This window comes from Tessaracoccus flavescens (genome assembly GCF_001998865.1).
GTDB classification, from domain to species: Bacteria; Actinomycetota; Actinomycetes; order Propionibacteriales; family Propionibacteriaceae; genus Arachnia; species Arachnia flavescens.
The window spans coordinates 2405196-2422242 of record NZ_CP019607.1 but is presented as its reverse complement, the minus strand read 5'-3'; the positions used below and the strand labels follow the sequence as shown (position 1 = coordinate 2422242).

16 protein-coding genes and 1 rRNA gene are annotated in these 17047 nt (G+C 69.6%); 6 read left to right on the top strand and 11 right to left on the bottom strand.

All coding sequences use genetic code 11. The features are described from left to right. Nucleotides 1–51: 51 nt before the first annotated feature. The 5 genes from BW733_RS11575 to rsmI all read right to left on the bottom strand — a co-directional run bounded on the left by BW733_RS11575 (nt 52) and on the right by rsmI (nt 4068). Nucleotides 52–540 carry a MarR family winged helix-turn-helix transcriptional regulator gene (locus BW733_RS11575; protein ID WP_077350641.1) on the bottom strand — a complete coding sequence of 163 codons (489 nt, stop codon included), beginning with the start codon at nt 538–540 and terminating at the stop codon, nt 52–54. Continuing rightward, nucleotides 537–1439, bottom strand: coding sequence for a 4-(cytidine 5'-diphospho)-2-C-methyl-D-erythritol kinase (locus tag BW733_RS11570; protein ID WP_077350639.1), 903 nt, complete (start codon nt 1437–1439; stop codon nt 537–539). Before BW733_RS11570 ends, BW733_RS11575 begins: the two co-directional genes overlap by 4 nt. Before the next feature lie 76 nt (nt 1440–1515). Then, nucleotides 1516–2364 carry a 16S rRNA (adenine(1518)-N(6)/adenine(1519)-N(6))-dimethyltransferase RsmA gene (gene rsmA, locus BW733_RS11565; RefSeq protein WP_077350637.1) on the bottom strand — a complete coding sequence of 283 codons (849 nt, stop codon included), beginning with the start codon at nt 2362–2364 and terminating at the stop codon, nt 1516–1518. Then, nucleotides 2357–3223, bottom strand: coding sequence for a TatD family hydrolase (locus tag BW733_RS11560; protein WP_077350635.1), 867 nt, complete (start codon nt 3221–3223; stop codon nt 2357–2359). The genes rsmA and BW733_RS11560 overlap by 8 nt, the downstream gene beginning before the upstream one ends. Continuing rightward, complete coding sequence (gene rsmI / locus BW733_RS11555) at nt 3220–4068, bottom strand: 16S rRNA (cytidine(1402)-2'-O)-methyltransferase (protein ID WP_077350633.1); 849 nt, start codon at nt 4066–4068, stop codon at nt 3220–3222. The genes BW733_RS11560 and rsmI overlap by 4 nt, the downstream gene beginning before the upstream one ends. A gap of 22 nt (nt 4069–4090) precedes the next feature. On the opposite strand from rsmI, the gene BW733_RS11550 reads away from it, so the two are divergent. Continuing rightward, nucleotides 4091–5647 carry a dolichyl-phosphate-mannose--protein mannosyltransferase gene (locus tag BW733_RS11550; protein WP_418361320.1) on the top strand — a complete coding sequence of 519 codons (1557 nt, stop codon included), beginning with the start codon at nt 4091–4093 and terminating at the stop codon, nt 5645–5647. Nucleotides 5648–6505: 858 nt separating this feature from the next. Here the strand turns inward: BW733_RS11550 and BW733_RS11540 are convergent. Further along, nucleotides 6506–7579 carry an FAD-dependent oxidoreductase gene (locus tag BW733_RS11540; protein WP_077350627.1) on the bottom strand — a complete coding sequence of 358 codons (1074 nt, stop codon included), beginning with the start codon at nt 7577–7579 and terminating at the stop codon, nt 6506–6508. A 131-nt stretch (nt 7580–7710) separates the two neighbouring features. Between BW733_RS11540 and BW733_RS11535 the strand changes: the two genes are divergently transcribed. Beyond that, on the top strand, nt 7711–9156 hold the full coding sequence (locus BW733_RS11535) for a uracil-xanthine permease family protein (RefSeq protein WP_077350625.1): 1446 nt from the start codon (nt 7711–7713) through the stop codon (nt 9154–9156). Between the two features lie 43 nt (nt 9157–9199). Here the strand turns inward: BW733_RS11535 and BW733_RS11530 are convergent, their stop codons facing one another. Continuing rightward, nucleotides 9200–9613, bottom strand: a complete 414-nt coding sequence (locus tag BW733_RS11530) for an ROK family protein (RefSeq protein WP_161490216.1) — start codon at nt 9611–9613, stop codon at nt 9200–9202. Nucleotides 9614–9647: 34 nt separating this feature from the next. Here BW733_RS11530 and BW733_RS11525 point away from each other — a divergent pair, with 34 nt between their 5' ends. Next, nucleotides 9648–10109 carry a hypothetical protein gene (locus BW733_RS11525; RefSeq protein WP_202970190.1) on the top strand — a complete coding sequence of 154 codons (462 nt, stop codon included), beginning with the start codon at nt 9648–9650 and terminating at the stop codon, nt 10107–10109. 78 nt (nt 10110–10187) lie between these two features. Here BW733_RS11525 and BW733_RS11520 read toward each other — a convergent pair whose 3' ends face one another. After that, on the bottom strand, nt 10188–11564 hold the full coding sequence (locus BW733_RS11520) for a sodium:proton antiporter (RefSeq protein WP_077350623.1): 1377 nt from the start codon (nt 11562–11564) through the stop codon (nt 10188–10190). Between the two features lie 150 nt (nt 11565–11714). On the opposite strand from BW733_RS11520, the gene BW733_RS11515 reads away from it, so the two are divergent. Next, nucleotides 11715–12194 (top strand): flavin reductase family protein, encoded by a 480-nt coding sequence (locus tag BW733_RS11515; RefSeq protein WP_202970189.1) that lies wholly within the window; start codon nt 11715–11717, stop codon nt 12192–12194. A 119-nt stretch (nt 12195–12313) separates the two neighbouring features. Beyond that, complete coding sequence (locus BW733_RS19465; protein ID WP_077350621.1) at nt 12314–13048, top strand: DUF805 domain-containing protein; 735 nt, start codon at nt 12314–12316, stop codon at nt 13046–13048. On the opposite strand, the gene BW733_RS11505 is transcribed toward BW733_RS19465, so the two are convergent. Together BW733_RS11505 and BW733_RS11500 are read right to left on the bottom strand one after the other, a co-directional pair. Further along, nucleotides 13035–14285, bottom strand: coding sequence for an NAD(P)/FAD-dependent oxidoreductase (locus BW733_RS11505; protein WP_202970188.1), 1251 nt, complete (start codon nt 14283–14285; stop codon nt 13035–13037). The two genes, BW733_RS19465 and BW733_RS11505, sit on opposite strands and share 14 nt — an antisense overlap. Before the next feature lie 51 nt (nt 14286–14336). Then, the gene (locus tag BW733_RS11500; protein WP_179947114.1) at nt 14337–16349 is read right to left on the bottom strand and encodes a heavy metal translocating P-type ATPase; all 2013 of its coding nucleotides are present in this window, start codon (nt 16347–16349) and stop codon (nt 14337–14339) included. Between the two features lie 12 nt (nt 16350–16361). Here BW733_RS11500 and BW733_RS18625 point away from each other — a divergent pair, with 12 nt between their 5' ends. Beyond that, entirely contained in the window at nt 16362–16505 is a 144-nt protein-coding gene (locus BW733_RS18625; protein ID WP_179947113.1) for a hypothetical protein, read from the top strand. Between the two features lie 360 nt (nt 16506–16865). Here the strand turns inward: BW733_RS18625 and rrf are convergent. Then, nucleotides 16866–16982: ribosomal RNA gene (gene rrf / locus BW733_RS11495) — 5S ribosomal RNA — on the bottom strand. Nucleotides 16983–17047: the final 65 nt, after the last annotated feature.

The window sequence follows — 17047 nt, the reverse complement described above, 5'->3', positions numbered from 1 at the left end:
GGCCCGGCCGGAACAGGCTCGTCCGGAACGCTCCGGCCGGTGAGCCAGGGCCTATGCGTCCGAGCCGAGCAGGAGCCTGCGCAGGGCGTCGGCGAACTGCGCACGCTCACCCTCTTGCCATCCGCCAAGCAGCTCCTGCTCCACGTCCAGCAGTGAAGTAAGCGCGGCGTCGACGAGCGCCAGGCCCTCGGGGGTCAGCGCGACGAGCACGCCGCGACCGTCGTTCGGGTCCGACTCGCGCGTGACGGCGCCACGCTTGACGAGGCGGTCGACCCGGTTGGTCATCGTGCCTGAGGTGACGTGCGTCTCGCGCAGCAACTGCCCGGGCGAGAGCCGATGGGGCGCGCCGGCGCGGCGCAGCGCGGCGAGGACGTCGAACTCCCAGCTCTCGATCGAGTGACTCGAGAAGGCGCGCTTGCGGTGCCCGTCCAAGATCGCGGCGAGCCGGTCGATGCGCGACCAGATGTGCATCGAGTCGACGTCGAGGTCGGGCCGCTCCCGCTGCCACGCGTCGACGACGCCGTCCACCTCGTCGCTCACGGCAACACCTGCGCTCCGGCGACCGGGCCGTAGGCGCGGCGGACCGCCCGCACCCCGCTGAACACGGACAGGGCCTCGGCCAGCTCGTGGCCGTGGGCGTCCGACCCGGCGAGGAAGGCGCAGGTGGGGCCGGAGCCGCTGACGATCGCACCGAGCGCGCCCGCCTCGAGCCCCAGCTTCAGGGTGTGGGCCAAAGACGGCTGCAGCGAAAGCGCCGCCTCCTCAAGGTCATTGGTCAGGTTCGCCCCGACGGCTGCCGCGTCGCCCGCGCGCAACGCCTCGAGCAGCGGCTCGGGAATCTCGGTGGAGCGTGGATCCGAGAGCCGGTCGAACTCCTTGAACACCGACGGCGTCGACAGACCGCCGTGCGACAGAGCGAACGTCCAGTGGTAGGTGCCTGAGGTCATCACGGGGGTCAGGTCGATCCCGCGGCCGGTGCCGATCGCCGTTCCCCCGAGCAGCAGGAAGGGCACGTCCGACCCGAGCTCGGCGGCGATCGGCTGCAGGTCGTCGCGGCTGGCACCGAGGCCCCACAGCGCGTTGCACGCGACGAGGACCGCAGCCGCGTCGGCCGAACCGCCCGCCATGCCTCCGGCGACGGGGATGCGCTTGCGGATCAGCAGGCTGACCCCGGCATCGGCGACGTCGAACCTCTGCGCGAGCAGTTTCGCGGCACGGATGGCTAGGTTGGTGTCGTCGACGGGAAGGAAGCCCGCACCCTCCCCTTGGAAGGCTAGGCGGAAGTCTCCGGGTCGCGTCGTCTCGGCCTGCACCTCGTCGCCGAGGCTGACGGCCTGGAAGACGGTGCCCAACTCGTGGAAACCCTGCTCATCGGTCCCCCCGACGCGCAGGGCGAGGTTCACCTTGGCAGGCACCCGCACCCGCACCGCTCTGGTCACGGTACGAACCTACCGCACGGCGACCCCGCTGACGCGACGCAGAAGTCCGCTGGCCCTGCAGCCGTCGGGCCGTGCCTCACCTCAACTCGGCGGCGATCGCCGCGAAGTCGCTGACCCCCAGCATCTCGCCGCGCAGGCTCGGTTGGACCCCCGCCCGCTCGATCGCCTCGGAGGCCGCTGCCGCGGAGCCGACCATCCCGGAGAGGGCGGCCCTCAGCATCTTACGGCGCTGTGCGAAGGCGGCGTCGATCACCCGGAAGGTCTCCTCCCGCGGCGCCTCGGTCTCGGGCGCGGGCCTGCGGGTGATCTTCACCAGACCGGAGTCAACGTTCGGCACGGGCCAGAACACCTTCGGCGGCACGGTGCCGACCCGGGTCGTCTCGGCGTACCAGGCGGTCTTGGCCGATGGCACCCCGTACACCTTGGAGCCAGGAGGCGCGACCAGCCGGTCGGCCACCTCCAACTGGACCATGACGAGGCCGCGCGTCCAGTCGGGGAACAGCTCGAACATGCGAAGCAGCACCGGGACCGACACGTTGTAGGGAAGGTTCGCCACCAGCGCCGTCGGCGCGAGCGGCAGCGAGTCGACCTGGAGCGCATCCGCGTTGACGACCTCGAGTCGTGACGCAGCCTCGTCGCCTAGCCGCTCGGCGACGGTCTGCCGCAGCCGCTGCGCCAGCCGGTCCTCGATCTCGACGGCGACCACGCGCGCCCCGATCTCCAGGAGGCCGAGGGTCAGCGAGCCGAGACCAGGGCCGATCTCGAGGACGACATCGTCTGCTGTGACGCCGGAGAGCGTGACGATCCGGCGCACGGTGTTCGGATCGACGACGAAGTTCTGGCCGCGCTGCTTTGTCGGGCGCAGATCAAGCTCCGCGGCGATCTTGCGCACGGAGGCGGGGTCGAGCAGGCCGACGTCAGGCATCCTGACCCCACCTTCCATATGCGGCGAATGTGTTGGCGACGATCTGGTCGCAGAACTGAGCCAGGTCGACGTCGAGCAGGTCGGCGAGGAACCGGACGGTGTGCGGCAGCAGGTACGCGGCGTTGGCCTTCCCGCGGCACGGCTTCGGCGTCAGGTACGGGGCGTCGGTCTCGACGAGGATCCGCTCGATCGGCGTCACGGCCGCGGCCTCGCGCAGGTTCTCCGCCGACCCGAAGGTCACCACGCCTGGGAAGGACAGATAGGAGCCCCGCTCGAGGCAGCGCCGCGCGAAGTCGGCGTCGCCGGAGAAGCAGTGCATCACCATCCGGCGGGGCACGCCCTCGTCGTCGACGACGCGCAGGATCTCGCCGTGCGCGTCGCGGTCGTGGATCATCAGCGTCTTGTCCGCGGCGTTCGCCCAGCGGATGTGCGCCCGGAAGGCGCGCTCCTGCGCCTCTCGGCCCTCCGGTTCACGGGTGCGGTAATGGTCGAGCCCGGTCTCGCCGACGGCCACCACCACCGGATCACCCACGAGGGCCTCGATCTGCGCGAGCTGACGCTGCAACTCCTCCTCGCCTCCGCGCAGGAAGGCGCGGGCGGCGTCGTTCGGGTGCAGCGCGACGGCGGCGCGGACCTGCGGGTCGCGCCCGGCCAGGTCGACGGCGAACCGCGCTCCCGGCACGTCGCAGCCGACCTCGATCACGCGCGTGACGCCCACCTCCCGGGCGAGGCGCAGGTTGTCGTCGACACCGAGACCCGAGTACTCACGGGTCGAGTCGAGGTGCGTGTGGTTGTCGATGACCGGGCGCGGCAGCGGCTCCGGCAGGGGCGGCAGCCCGAGTTCCTCGATGACGCTCATCGACCCTCCTTGTCGGCCAGGGCGGCCGAGTACAGCTCTTTACGGTTGGCGCCGGTCAGCTTGGCGACCTCACCCACCGCGGCAGACAGTTTCGCACCTCCGGCGACCCGCTGCCGAACCAGCGCCAGCGCGTCATCGACCGAGGTCTCGACGGGCTCCGCCCCGGCGATCACGACGGTGACCTCCCCGCGTACACCTTGCGCTGCCCAGTCGGCCAGTTCGGCGAGCCCGCCACGGCGGACCTCCTCGTAGGGCTTCGTCAGCTCCCGGCACACCGCCGCGTACCTGGCGCCCCCGAGTGCCGAGGCCGCGTCGCGAAGGAACGCCTCGAGCCGGTGCGGGGCCTCGAAGAACACCATGGTGCGCTGCTCCCCCGCGAGGTCCTGCAGCCGCCTGGTCCGCTCACCAGACTTGCGCGGCAGAAAACCCTCGAAACAGAACCGGTCGACGGGCAGCCCGGAGACGGCGAGCGCCGTCAGCACGGCGGAGGGCCCCGGCACCGCGGTCACCCGCAGGCCCCGCTCGATGCAGGCGACGACCGCCCGGTAGCCGGGATCGCTCACCGACGGCATTCCGGCGTCGGTGGCCAGCACCACCCGCTGCCCGGCCGCGACGGCCTCGACCAGTTCGGGCGTGCGGCTCGACTCGTTCCCCTCGAAGTAGCTGAGGATCCGTCCGGTCGGCTCGATGCCGAGCCGCTTCGTCAGCGTGACGAACCGGCGGGTGTCCTCGGCTGCGATCAGATCGGCCTCGGTGAGGGCCACGCGCAGCGCCTCGCTGGCATCGGTCGAGGAGCCGATCGGGGTCGCCGCGAGGACGAGGGCTCCGCTGGGAGGGGGTTGCATGCCTTCAGCCTATGATGCTTACGTGCAGACGACCTTGCAGGCGCTCGACGACGGCCGCCTCCGTGACCGGACCTTCGGCTGGGTCGTGACCATCGCGATCACGCTGCTCGCCTTCGCGCTGCGCCTGTTCCACCTCGGGCAACCGAACAAGATCCTCTTCGACGAGACCTACTACGCCAAGGACGGCTGGGCCGTCAACCAGTTCGGCTACGAACGCAACTGGGCCGAGAACGCCAACGACCTGCTGGTCAACGGCGACACCAGCGGCATGCAGGACGGCGCGGCGTTCGTCGTGCATCCTCCGCTCGGCAAGCTGCTCATCGGCTGGGGCGAACAACTGTTCGGGATGAACTCCTTCGGGTGGCGCTTCGCCGCCCTCGTCTTCGGCACGCTGCTGGTGTTCTTCACGATCCGGATGGCCAGGCGGCTCTCGCGCTCCACCCTCGTCGGCGCCATCGCTGGCCTCCTGCTCACCTTCGACGGCCTGGCCTTCGTGATGAGCCGGATCGCCCTGCTCGACATCTTCCAGGCGACCTTCGCCGTGGCGGCCGTCTCGGCGCTGGTCGCCGACCGCGACTGGTTCAGGCACAAACTGGCCGACCACCTCCGCAGACACGACCTGCCAGATCTCGGCGGCAGGTTCGGCCCGCTGCTGCTCTGGCGCCCCTGGCGCGTCGTGGCGGGCGTCATGTTCGGCGCCTCCTGCGCGGTGAAATGGAACTCCATCTACCTCATCGCGGCCTTCGGCATCCTCGTTGTGTGCTGGGACCTGGGCGCCCGCCGTCTGGCCGGTGCAGGGAGGGCCCGCTGGTTCTCGCTGCTGATCGACGCCCCAGCCGCGTTCGTGCAGCTCGTCGTGGTCGCGGTTCCCGTCTACCTCGCCACCTGGATTCCCTGGCTCACCACCGAGGGCGGCTGGGGCCGCGACTGGGGAGCCAACAATCCCGACAGCCCGCTCGTGAAGTATCTCGGGCAGGCGCTCGGTTCGCTCGCCGACTACCACCGCGAGATGTACGACTTCCACACCGGCGACTACATGAACGTCGAGGCGACGCACCCGTACGAGGCGCACCCGGCGGGCTGGCTGCTGATGCTGCGCCCCATCGGCATCGAGGCCGTCAACGACATCCCGACCGGAACCGACGGCTGCGAGGCGGTCGGGCAGAACTGCATGCGGATCATCTCCGGCATGGGCACCCCGATCCTCTGGTGGGCCGCTCTGGTCGCGATCGTGCTCGCCATCGGCTGGTGGATCGTCAAGCGTGACTGGCGCTTCGGGGCCCCGCTCGTGGCCATCGCCGCGGCCTGGCTCCCCTGGTTCATGCACACGGGCCGCCCGCAGTTCTTCTTCTACGCGATCATGGTCATCCCGTTCAGCGTGACGATCCTCGCGATGGCCCTCGGCAAGTTCCTCGGCCCCGCCCATGGGCCGAAACGCATGGTCAAGGGCATCCTCGTCGGCGCGCTCGTGCTCGCCGTGATCTGGAACTTCGCCTTCATCTACCCGATCCTCACCGGTGAGCTCATCACGCGCAGCGGTTGGTGGCTGCGGATGTGGCTCGGCAACGCCTGGGTCTGATCACCTCCCGACTTCCGTCGAGGGCCCTCATTCGGGCTTGGGGCACCTGCTCTCCGAGCGCCGGTCGCAAGGCAGGTCCTCAAGCTGACCGCCGTGTCCCCCGTCACCGCGGGCCAGGCCTGGGCTTCGATCGGCGACCTGGCCGTGGCCATGGCGCCGACCGCCGAGCCTGAGCCGCTGCCAGATGTCGAGGCCGAGCCGAGGATCGCGCTGTCCGACACCGACGTCATCGCCGGAGACACCGTCGCGGTGACCGGAGGCGGCTTCGCCGGCGGCGAGGAGGTCCGGATCACCGCTGGGCGTGCCGTCGTCACCACGACCGCTGACGCCAACGGCTTCATCAGTAAGGAGTTGACGATCGACGAGCGCGAGACCTCCGGGAAGCTCACGGTCACGGCCGCAGGGACCAAGAGCGCGACGGCCGACCTGTCCGTCTCCGCCCGTCCCACGCCGACGCCGACCACCTCACCCACGACAACTCCGACCACGAAGCCGTCGAAGACGCCAACGACCAAGCCGACCGCGCCCAAGCCCGACTGGGCACCGTCGGTCCCCTACACCCTCCCCGGCCACCACGTCTTCAACGCACGCCACTGGAACACCACCTGCGAGAAGTACTCCCGACCACCCGCTGCCGCACCGACATCTGGGCAACCACCGTCGTCAAGACCACCACCGGATACCAGGTCACCCCAAGGACCGGCGGCGGCTACACCTTCCGCCAAAGTCGGCAGTGGGTGTTCAACAACCCCGTCCTGTTCAAACAGTGACGACCTGACCCACAGACTCCGACCCCCGGTGACACAGCGCCATCACGCTCACCGGGGGTCGGTCCATCCCCGGACGGTGAGGGCTGCGTCAGCGCTTCAGCAGGCGCATTCCTGCGGCTCGCAGCTGGCTGAGCGGCGGCAGCGCGTTGCCGGAGCGTCTCGCGTCCGCGAGCAGGCGGTAGAGGTACCAACCGCTCGCGGTGCCGTTCATCAGCTCGCCCCGACCGTTGCCTCGCGCGTAGAACCCGCCGGGGATGGCGGAGGCGCCGACGATGGGGCGGCCGTGGTCGCTCGGGTCGATCGCGAGCTTCCCCATCTCGACCCCCGTGAGGCCGAGCGTGTCGACCGCCCAGTCGCGCAGCTCCTCGACGGCACGGTCGATCCGGCTGAGCGAGGACTTCTGGCCGAGGATGAGCGCCTCGTCCCCGATGGGGCGGATCAGCCACGCCGTCGAGGTGGCCTCGAGGCTGACCTCACGGCGCGGGCGCTTGGGCAGCCCCCGGACGACGGGGACCCACTGGGCCGGGCCGACCCGCGCCGCCCTTCCCCACGGGCTGATGCCGAGCGTGTCGACCACGGAGACCCCGGAGGTGGCGCCCGGCTCGCGGACCCAGGCCCGGTTGTCCCGGAAGATCACCTTCGTGACCCCCTCGCGGCGGGCGATGTGGGTGACGGTGACCGACTGGACCACCTTCGCCCCTGCCGCCACCGCCGCGGCGCGCAGGGACAGGGCGTACGCCGTCGGATCGACGGTGAGCGCCTCGGTCAGGATCGAGGCGCCGTCCGGCGCGACGAGCAGGTCGGCCTTCGCCCCCGCCTCGCGCAGCAGCCCGACCACCAGACGCGTCTCCTCCTCGTCGCCGCCCGGCAGCGACCGGTCGCGCAGTGGAAGGGTCTCGGCATCGGGGGCGTTGCGTCGGATCTCCCGGATGCCCGCCAGGTTGCGCTCGATGTGTTCGCGGGCCGCGGCAAGCCCGTAGGCGTGCGCCATCGCTGCGATGGTGGACGCGTGGCCGACGGCGGCGACGCCGTGTCCGATGGCGGCGCTGCGCCCCTCCGGGTTCGGGTCGAGCACGACCACGTCGTAGCCCTTGGACGCGAGCCGCCGAGCGACAGTGAGGCCTGCAACGCTCGCTCCGAGCACCAGGGTGTCATGCGGCATGAGCCAACCCTAGCCGCGCGCCCTACCCGCCGGAGGTGCCCCCGCCGAACGCCGGTGCTCGAAAACCGACGCGGTCTCGTCACCTCCCCGGCTCTGCGAGTAGCATGCCGCCGACGAAAGGAATCCACCCCATGTGGCAGTTGCACAACAACGGCGTCCTCGAACCCGGAGCCGTGGTCAAACCCACCGAACGACTGACCTGGGGAAGGACCATCGGTCTCGGCGCCCAGCACGTGGTGGCGATGTTCGGCGCGACCTTCGTGTTCCCGCTCCTGATGGGCCTCAACGCCCAGCTTGCGGTGATGATGTCGGGCGTCGCGACGCTGATCTTCCTGTTCGTCGTGAAGCACCGGATCCCCAGCTACCTCGGCTCGTCGGCGTCGTTCGTCGGAGTCGCGACCGCGATCTACACCGCAGGCGGCAACCCGGCCGACCTGACGGGCGCGCTGTTCGTCGTCGGCCTGACGCTGTTCATGGTCGGCCTCATCATCCACTTCGCGGGTGCGCGCGTGATCCACAGGGCGCTCCCGCCCGTGGTCACCGGCGCCGTGGTGCTGCTGATCGGATTCAACCTCGCCCCCGTGGTGGCGACGGTGTACTGGCCGGTCGACCCATGGCTCGCCTTCGTCGTGATGCTGATCGTGATCGCGCTGTCGATCGGGCTGCGCGGCTTCATGGGCCGCATCGCCATCTTCCTTTCGCTGGTGATCGGCTACCTCCTCAGCTGGGTTGTCGACCTCGTCGCCGGCCCGCTCGGCACCAAGCCGGACGGATCCCCTCAGTTCCGCGTCGAATGGGCTGACGTCGGGAAGGCGGACTGGTTCGGCCTTCCACCGCTGACCGACCTGGGCTCCTGGGTCTACGACCCGGACAACCCAGCGAACATGGCAGGCAACGTCGTCGGCTTCCACCTCCCCCACTTCAGCCTGGCGGCGATCATCGTCGCCCTCCCCGTCGTGATCGCGCTGATCGCGGAGAACGCCGGCCACGTCAAGGCCGTTGCCGAGATGACCAAGGACGACCTCGACCCCCTGATGGGCCGGGCGATCGCCGCCGACGGCGCGACGTCGATGCTCGCCACCGCCGTCGGCGCGGGCCCGACCACCACCTACGCCGAGAACATCGGCGTCATGGCAGCCTCACGCGTCTACTCGACCGCCGCGTACGTCGTCGCCGCGATCGTGGCGATCCTGTTCGGCTTCTCGCCCAAGTTCGGCGCCGTCATCTCGGCCACCCCGTCGGCCGTGCTCGGCGGCATCACGGTGGTGCTCTACGGCATGATCGGCCTGCTCGGCGCGAAGATCTGGAAGGAGAACAAGGTCGACTTCGGCAACCCGCTGAACCTGATCCCCGCCGCGGCGGGCATCATCATCGGCATCGGCAACGTGTCGGTCCCGCTTGGTGGGGACTTCCAGCTCGGAGGCATCGCTCTAGGCACCATCGTCACGATCGGCGTGTACCACCTCGCCCGACTGATCGCACCGAGGCAGATGCGCGAGGAGGCAGACGGCGCGACGCTGATCTACGACGCGCCCGGCATCTACTCAGACCCCGACGACGACGCCCCGGGCAGGTAGTCATACGTCTTCGAGGCCCGACCCGCATCACGCAGGTCGGGCCTCAACCGTCCCCCGGGTCTGCGGCTACGCCGCGCCAGTGCGCGGCCCCCAGCATCGGTGCGTCGTGACCCAACCGGGGCGGCCTCACGTCGAGGTCAGGGCGCTCGGCGACAAGTTGCGGCACGAGCAACTCGTCGATCAGCGCCCAGGAACGGGCGATCGATCCGCCGATGACGAGGGCGTCCGGCTCGAAGCTGGCCAACCACGGTGCGAGGCCGCGGGCGAGCGCCCGGTAGCCGTCGGTGAGGACGGCGCGGGCGTCCGGGTCGTCTTGGAACGCGGCGGCCAGGTCGCCGACATCGACGACCCGCCCGGTCCGCTTGCGGTATCGCCTTGTCAGTGCCCTGCGGGAGAAGGCGTCCTCGAGCGGTCGCCCGTCGAGCTTCGCGAGGAAGAGCCATCCGCGGGGCGGCACGCTCTCCCCGGAGTCGACGATCCGGTCGCCGTCGATGAAGGCCGAACCAAGCCCGGCGCTCAGCCCGCGCGACGCCGACGCGGGCTTCTCCGTCCGTCCGGACCACCAGTGGAACGGGGCCTACCCTGCGTGGCCTGCCGACGCGGGGCGCGCGGCGGTCGCCCTCGGTGGCAGGGCGGGCGTGATGGAGTGGATCGAGGGTCTTCGCCGGACCACAAGGCAGGGCCCGCCAGGACAGGCGCACTTCGTCGAGGAGGCCGCCCCCACCGTCGACGGCGGCGCGCGCAAGGCTCCGGGCCAGTTCCCTTACCTGATCGACTGGGCCTGCTCCTCTGCTGGCGCGTGGTGCGAATTCGTCGTCGGCGGGGTGCTCGGCGTCGAGGTGGGCCTCGACGGCGTCGTCACGGCCGACTGGCCCGCCGACGTCGCCGGCTCGCTCACCATGACGACCTCGGAAGGGGCGGTCACCGTCGGCGCGGACCGGCCCTCACCTTGAGCACTTTCCCGGGTTCGTTCTCGTTGGGAACGTGAACATCGGCCGCTCAGGTCAACGAGTCCCGATAAGTGCTCAAGGTCACCGGTGCCTGCGCGCGAGCAGAGCGGCGCGCAGGAGGAGGGCGGCGGCGATCGCGATGCCGAGGCCGCGCCACAGCCAGGCGTCGGTCAGGAAGATCAGCGCCATGGCCGCGAACACGGGCACCAGGTAGGTGAGGCTCCGCACCACGTAGCCGCCGAACGACGGCGTCTCGACGCCCGCGGCGTCGGCGACGGACTTCACCATGAAGTTCGGCCCGTTGCCGATGTAGGTCAGCGCACCGCCGAGGACCGCGCCCAACGCCACCGAGGTCAGCAGCACCTCCGGCACGTCCGCGACGCGCGGTTCGCCGGGCAGACGGGAGGCGATCTCGAAGAACGTCGCGTAGGTCGGAGCGTTGTCGAGCACCCCCGAGATGCCACCCGTGAAGATGAAGACGGTGATCCGGTTCAGCGGCAGCCGGTCGGCGATCTGGCCGAGGAAGTTCAGCGCCGGGATCATGGTCAGGAAGATGCCGATGAACAGAGCGGCGACCTCGAGGATCGGGGTCCAGGAGAACTGGTTGAGCTCGAAGCGCGCGACGCGGTCACCGAGGAAGTAGGACATCGCGCCAGCGGCGAGCATCACGAGTTCGCGCCACGGCACGAACTGGTGCCAGGCGGCGTGGCCCGTCTCGATCGCGTGCAGATCGAGCGAGGGAGCGAAGGCCACCGCGGCGATGATCATCGCGAAGAAGACGACGTTGACTGCGCCACGCAGGCCGAGCGGTGAACGCTGGCTCTCGTCGGAGGCGATCGCCTCCGGGGTCTCGGCCGCGTAGGCGCGTCGGTCGAGACCGTAGTAGGTGGCCAGCAGCAGGAGGTTCACGAACAGCCACTGTGGAAACAGCGTCAGCGTCCACTCGAAGGGGACGCCGCGCAGCATGCCGAGGAAGAGCGGCGGATCGCCGAGCGGGGTGAGCAAGCCGCCGCAGTTGGCCACGACGAAGGTCGTGAACACGACGGTGTGGGACTTGTGGTTGCGCTCGCTGTTGGTGTTGAGCAGCGGGCGGATCAGCAGCATGGCCGCGCCGGTGGTGCCGATGAAGGAGGCGATCACGCCGCCGATGGCGAGGAAGATCGTGTTGTTTCGCGGTGTCGCCCTGATGTCTCCGGAAAGGAAGATCCCGCCGCTGACCACGAAAAGGGCGAGCAACAAGATGATGAACTGGCCGTACTCGACCAGCGCGTGGACCACCTCCATGCCGGCGCCGGCAGCGATGAACCAGACGGCGATGGGAACTCCGAGGAGCAGGGCGACGGTCAGCTTCAGCCGGTTGCGTTCCCAGGCGTGTGCGGTCGCCGGGACGAGCGGGAGCACGGCGATGCAGGCGAGCAGCGTGACGAACGGGATGATGCTCCACCACTGAACCTGCATGCGTCCTCCGTCCCGCCCGGCACAGGCCCTCTCCGTCGCACGACATTAGTCCAGACGCGCACCCTGCGGGTCCGCCCGCCACGGGTCCGGCCGGGTTCAGCAGCCGGGACGGCGGCCCTGCCGCTTGCCGCGGAGGAATACGGTGGACGCGTGGACGAACTCGAGGTCAGATTTCGCGAGGCCATGGCCCGGGTGCCTGCGCCCGTCACGGTGATCACGACGCAGGTCGACGGGATTCCCGCCGGCACGACAGTCTCGGCCTTCGCCTCCCTCTCGATCAGCCCACCGATGGTGATCTTCGCGCTGGACAACCGCGGCGGTATGATCGACCGGCTCCGTGCGGCTGGCCGTGCCGGGGTCAACATCCTCGCCGGTCACCAGGCCGAGATCGCGCTGCAGTTCGCCCGGAGCGGTCAGCCCGACCGGTTCGCTGAGCTCGCCTGGCATGAGGACCACGGACTGCCCCGGATCGATGAGGTCGTCGCATGGCTGAGCTGCGAGGACCTGACGTTCGTTCCCGGAGGCGACCACACCGTCGTGCTCGGCACCGTCACCGAGGCGGAGACGTTCGGTGACTCCTCGCTGTGCTACCACCTGCGCGAGTTCAGGGACGTCCGCCCGGGGCTCTGAGCGTCGCCGCCCTACCCTGGGCCGATGCCCGGCCGACGGCGATCGGACCTGCGTCGCGACCTCCCCCAGCCTCGCTCCGCGCCGTTCTCTCTGCTCCTGCTGCGTGCGAAACTGGACCTATGAGCGACGATCCCTACGGCACCCTGGACGAGCAGCCCGAACAGCCTGCCACCGCGTCCCCCGCGGCGCCTCCGGCTCCGCGCGTGCAGCCGCACCCCGTCGCCCCGAGCGAGCCGCTCGGCTACTCCTACGAGGACGCGAACACCGATTACGCCTACGGTCCCCCGCCGCAGCAGCCCGGCTACGGGCAGTTGCAGGGCGCCTACGGGCAGCAGCAGGGCGCCTACGGGCAGCAGCAGGGCGCCTACGGGGTCCCGTTCTACGGCCAGCCGCAGGCGTCCTACCTTCCCGTCATGCCGGCGTTCACGCAGCGGCCCTTGATCGACGACCCGACGGCAGCCGACGCGCCGCTTCGCGGGGCCTCGCCGTTGGAGGCGTACAAGCGCTTCTGGACAAGGGGTGGCACGTTCACCGGGCGGGCGAGCCGCAGCGAGTACTGGTGGCCGGCCCTCATCCACGGCCTCGGCTGGATCGGCTACATGGTGATCGCCGAAGCCCTTTACGCCACGACGTTCCCCGGTGGGTTCCTCGGCACGATCGGCTGGCTGTTCTTCCTGGCCGCGCTGGTTCCGAGCATCGCGCTCGGCGTGCGCCGACTGCACGACACGGACAACTCCGGCCTGCTGCACCTGTTGTCGCTGATCCCCTACGCGGGCGTCGTCGTGCAGGCCGTGCTGATGGCCCAGCCCTCGAGCCCCAACGGGATGCGCTACGACAAGGTCAACCGTCGCTGAGTGAGTCCAACGGTTTGCCCGGGTCGGCGAGATCGGCCGCGTCCACCGGCCTGCCCTCCGCCAGGAGGGCGTCGAGCGCGTCCCCCTGATCCCAGATGTTGACGTTCATGGTCGCCCGGACAACGCCCTCGGGGTTGAGCCAGAAGACGAGGTACTCCTCGCCCTCTCCGCGCTGGATCAGCGTGTACTCCTCCGGGATCTGCCCCCGGAACTCCATCCCGACCTCGTACTGGTCGGTGAAGAAGTAGGGCGGCGAGTCGAAGTGCGCGTCGTCGCCGACGAGCGTGCGGGCGGCGACCGGGGGCTGGTTCAGCGCCGTGGCCCAGTGCTCGACGCGGACGCGTCCGCCCACCCAGGAGTTCTCCGCGTTGACGATGTCGCCCACCGCGACGATGTGGGGGTCGCTGGTGATCAGGGTGTCGTCGGCGAGGACTCCGCCGTCGATGTCGAGACCGGCGTGACGCGCGAGCTCGAGGCGCGGCTCCGCGCCAACGGCCAACAGCACGTGCCCCGCCTTGATCGTGCGCCCGTCGTCGAGGGTGACACCGGTCACCTTGCCTGAGTCGCCTTCGCCGTCGATGCTGGCGATTTCGGTGTTGAAGATGAACTCGACGCCGTGGTCGCGGTGCACGGCCAGGAACCGGTCACCGATCTCGTCGCCGAGCTGGGTGAGGATCTTGTCTCCCCTGACGACGACCGTGACCGGCGCGTCGTAGTGGCGTGCGGCGGCCGCGACCTCGAGCCCGATCCAGCCTCCCCCGTAGATCACGATGGGGGTCTTAGCCTTGAGCGCCTCGCGCAGCTGGTCGGACTCCTCGACGGTGCGCAGCGTCTGCACGCCGGGGCGTCCGGTCCCCGGCAGGTCGAGGCTGCGCGGCCTCGACCCTGTGGCTAGCACCAGGCCGTCGTAGCGGAGGCTGGTGCCGTCCGAGAGGTGGACGATCTGGTCGCCGCTGTCGATGCCGGTGGCGAGGATGCCGAGCATCGGCTCGACCTGGTTGTCGGAGAACCAGGCCGCGTCGAGCGGGGTGAACTCCGCCAGCTGCTTGTCGCCGAGGAGATAATCCTTCGACAGCGGGGGCCGCTCGTACGGGAGGCTCCGTTCGCCGCCGACGAGCACGATGCGAGCCTCGCCGTCCAGGTCTCGCAGTTCCTCGACGGAGCGGGCGCCGGCGAGTCCGCCGCCGACTACGACATAGGTCTTCTTCATCGGTGAGTCCTTCGAACGGGTCGACATCTCGATCCTAGGTGTCCCCACCCCTGCCGGGGCGGGAAGCGGCCGATCGGCTCAGCGGACCTCCGCGAGGATCCGGCGGGCGCTGTTCTCCGGCGAAAGGTCCAGCCTTCGCAGCAGCTGGGCGTTGAGCGCGACGACCACGGTCGAGGCGGACATCAGGATCGCGCCGATGCTCATCGGCAGCGGAGGCACCCCGAACGGCACAAGCACGCCAGCGGCGAGCGGAACGGAGATCAGGTTGTACCCGGCCGCCCACCACAGGTTCTGCTTCATCTTGGCGAACGTCGCGCGGCTGAGCTCGATCACCGAGAGCACGGAGCGAGGGTCGGACGAGGCGAGGATCACGCCCGCCGACGCGATGGCCACGTCGGTGCCGGCGCCGATGGCGATGCCGACGTCGGCCTTTGCGAGGGCTGGGGCGTCGTTGACGCCGTCGCCCACCATCGCGACCTTCCTGCCCTCCGACTGGAGTTCGCCGACCTTCCCCGCCTTGTCCTCCGGCTTGACGCCTGCGAATACCCGGTCGATGCCGAGCTCCTTGGCGACCGTGTCGGCCACCGCCTGGGCGTCGCCGGTGATCATGACCACCCGGACGCCTGCGGCGTGCAGCGCGTCGACGGCCTCGCGGGACTCGGCCCGGACCTCGTCCGCCAGTCGCAGCGCGCCGACGACCCGGTCGTCGACGAGGACGTGCAGGATGATCGCGCCCTCTTCACGCCACTCCTGCGCCACGGGAAGTTCGGAGGTGGAGGTCTCGTCAAGCAGGTGCGGGCCGCCGACGGCCACGGTCCGGCCGTCCACCCGGGCCCGCACGCCGACCGCCGGAGACGACGAGAAGTCCGACGAGGAGGAGAGCACAAGCTCCTTCTCCTGTGCCGCGCGCACGATGGCGCGCGCGAGCGGGTGCTCGCTGTCGCTCTCGGCTGCCGCTGCGAGGGCGAGCACCTCATCCTCGTCGTGGCCCTCGATGACCGAGACGGCGGTGACGGTCGGCTCGCCCTTGGTGAGGGTGCCCGTCTTGTCGAACAGGACGGTGTCGACAGTGCGCATCTGTTCGAGCGCCAGCCGATCCTTGATCAGCACGCCGCCGCGGGCCGCGCGCTCGGTGGCGATGGAGACCACCAGCGGGATGGCCAGGCCCAGCGCGTGGGGGCAGGCGATCACGAGGACGGTGATGGTGCGCACCACCGCCTCGTCCGGCATGCCGAGCAGGCTCCAGACGATGGCCGTCAGCACACCCGCACCGAGCGCGAACCAGAAGAGAAGGCCAGCGGCCTTGTCCGCAATCCGCTGTGCGTTCGAGGACGAGTTCTGCGCTTCGGTGACCAGCTTGCGGATGCCTGCCAGCGCGGTGTCGTCACCGGTCGCCGTCACCTCGACGCGCAGACCGGAGTCGGTGGCGACGGTTCCCGCCACGACCTGGTCACCCTCGGCGCGCCGCACCGGCGTGGACTCGCCCGTCACCATCGACTCGTCCATGCTCGCTGAGCCGTCAACGATGCGTCCGTCGGCCGGCACCGCGGCACCCGGCCGCACGACCACCACGTCTCCGACCTCGAGGTCGTCCGGGGCGACCTTTACCACCTGGTCGCCCTCCACCCGTTCGGCCTCATCGGGCAGCAGGGCGGCGAGCGAGTCGAGCGCTGAGGTGGTCTGTGCCAGCGAGCGCATCTCGATCCAGTGCCCAAGCAACATGATGACGATCAGCAGCGCCAGCTCCCACCAGAAGTCGAGGTGGTGGCTGAGCAGCCCCAGGCTCGCTCCCCAGGACGCCACGAAGGCTACGGTGATGGCGAGCCCGATGAGCAGCATCATTCCCGGCTTGCGCTGCCGGATCTCGGCGACGGCGCCGGTAAGGAAGGGCCAGCCTCCCCAGAAGTACATGACGGTGCCCAGCACCGGCGAGATCCACATCAGCAGCGCGGGGCTGTCGGGAATGGTGTAGCCGATGAGGTCGGCGAACATCATGCTGAACCCGATCACCGGGACGGCCATGACGAGCATGATCCAGAAGAGCCGCTTGAACTGGCCGACGTGATCCCCGTGGCCGCCATGCCCACTCATGTCATGTCCGGCATGCCCGTCCGATTCGTGAGTGTTGCGATCCGCCTTCCCGCTCCCGATGTGTCCCTGCTGGTCGTGGTCATGACCACCGTGGTGTGCATCACCGACACTATCCGTCGCGTGGTCATGCCACTCGTGGTCCACGGAATGCTCTGAGTCGTGCTCGTGGTGGCCCGCATGGGACCTGTCAGCCGCTTTGCGAGGCTCATGCCCGGAAGGGGCTGCGTGATCGTGCGCGGTGTGGGGAGATCCGGATGAGGACTCTCCGCCGTGGTGCTGTCTCTCCTGGTATGTTCCCATGCACCTTACGCTATACCCCCTGGGGGTATAGTCAAACCCTCGGCGAGATTCGGTGCCGCGGTCGTTGGAGCAGCGAGCGGTCGCCGGGCAGGCGAGGATCGCGCTGAGCGCGGCCGTCGTTCGCCCACGGCACAGCAGGTGCGCTCGTGGTCCGCGAAACGGTGGGGAAATGCAAAGGACCCCCAACCACAAGGGTTGGGGGTCCTTTTAAAAGAAGTCCGGCGGCGTCCTAGTCTCCCACAGCGTCCCCGCTGCAGTACCATCGGCGCTGAGAGGCTTAACTTCCGGGTTCGGGATGGGACCGGGTGTTTCCCTCTCGCTATGGCCACCGAAACACTATGGAAATAGTGTCGATAACACGAACGATGAACAGTATTGAGTTCTTCGAATTTGCGTGT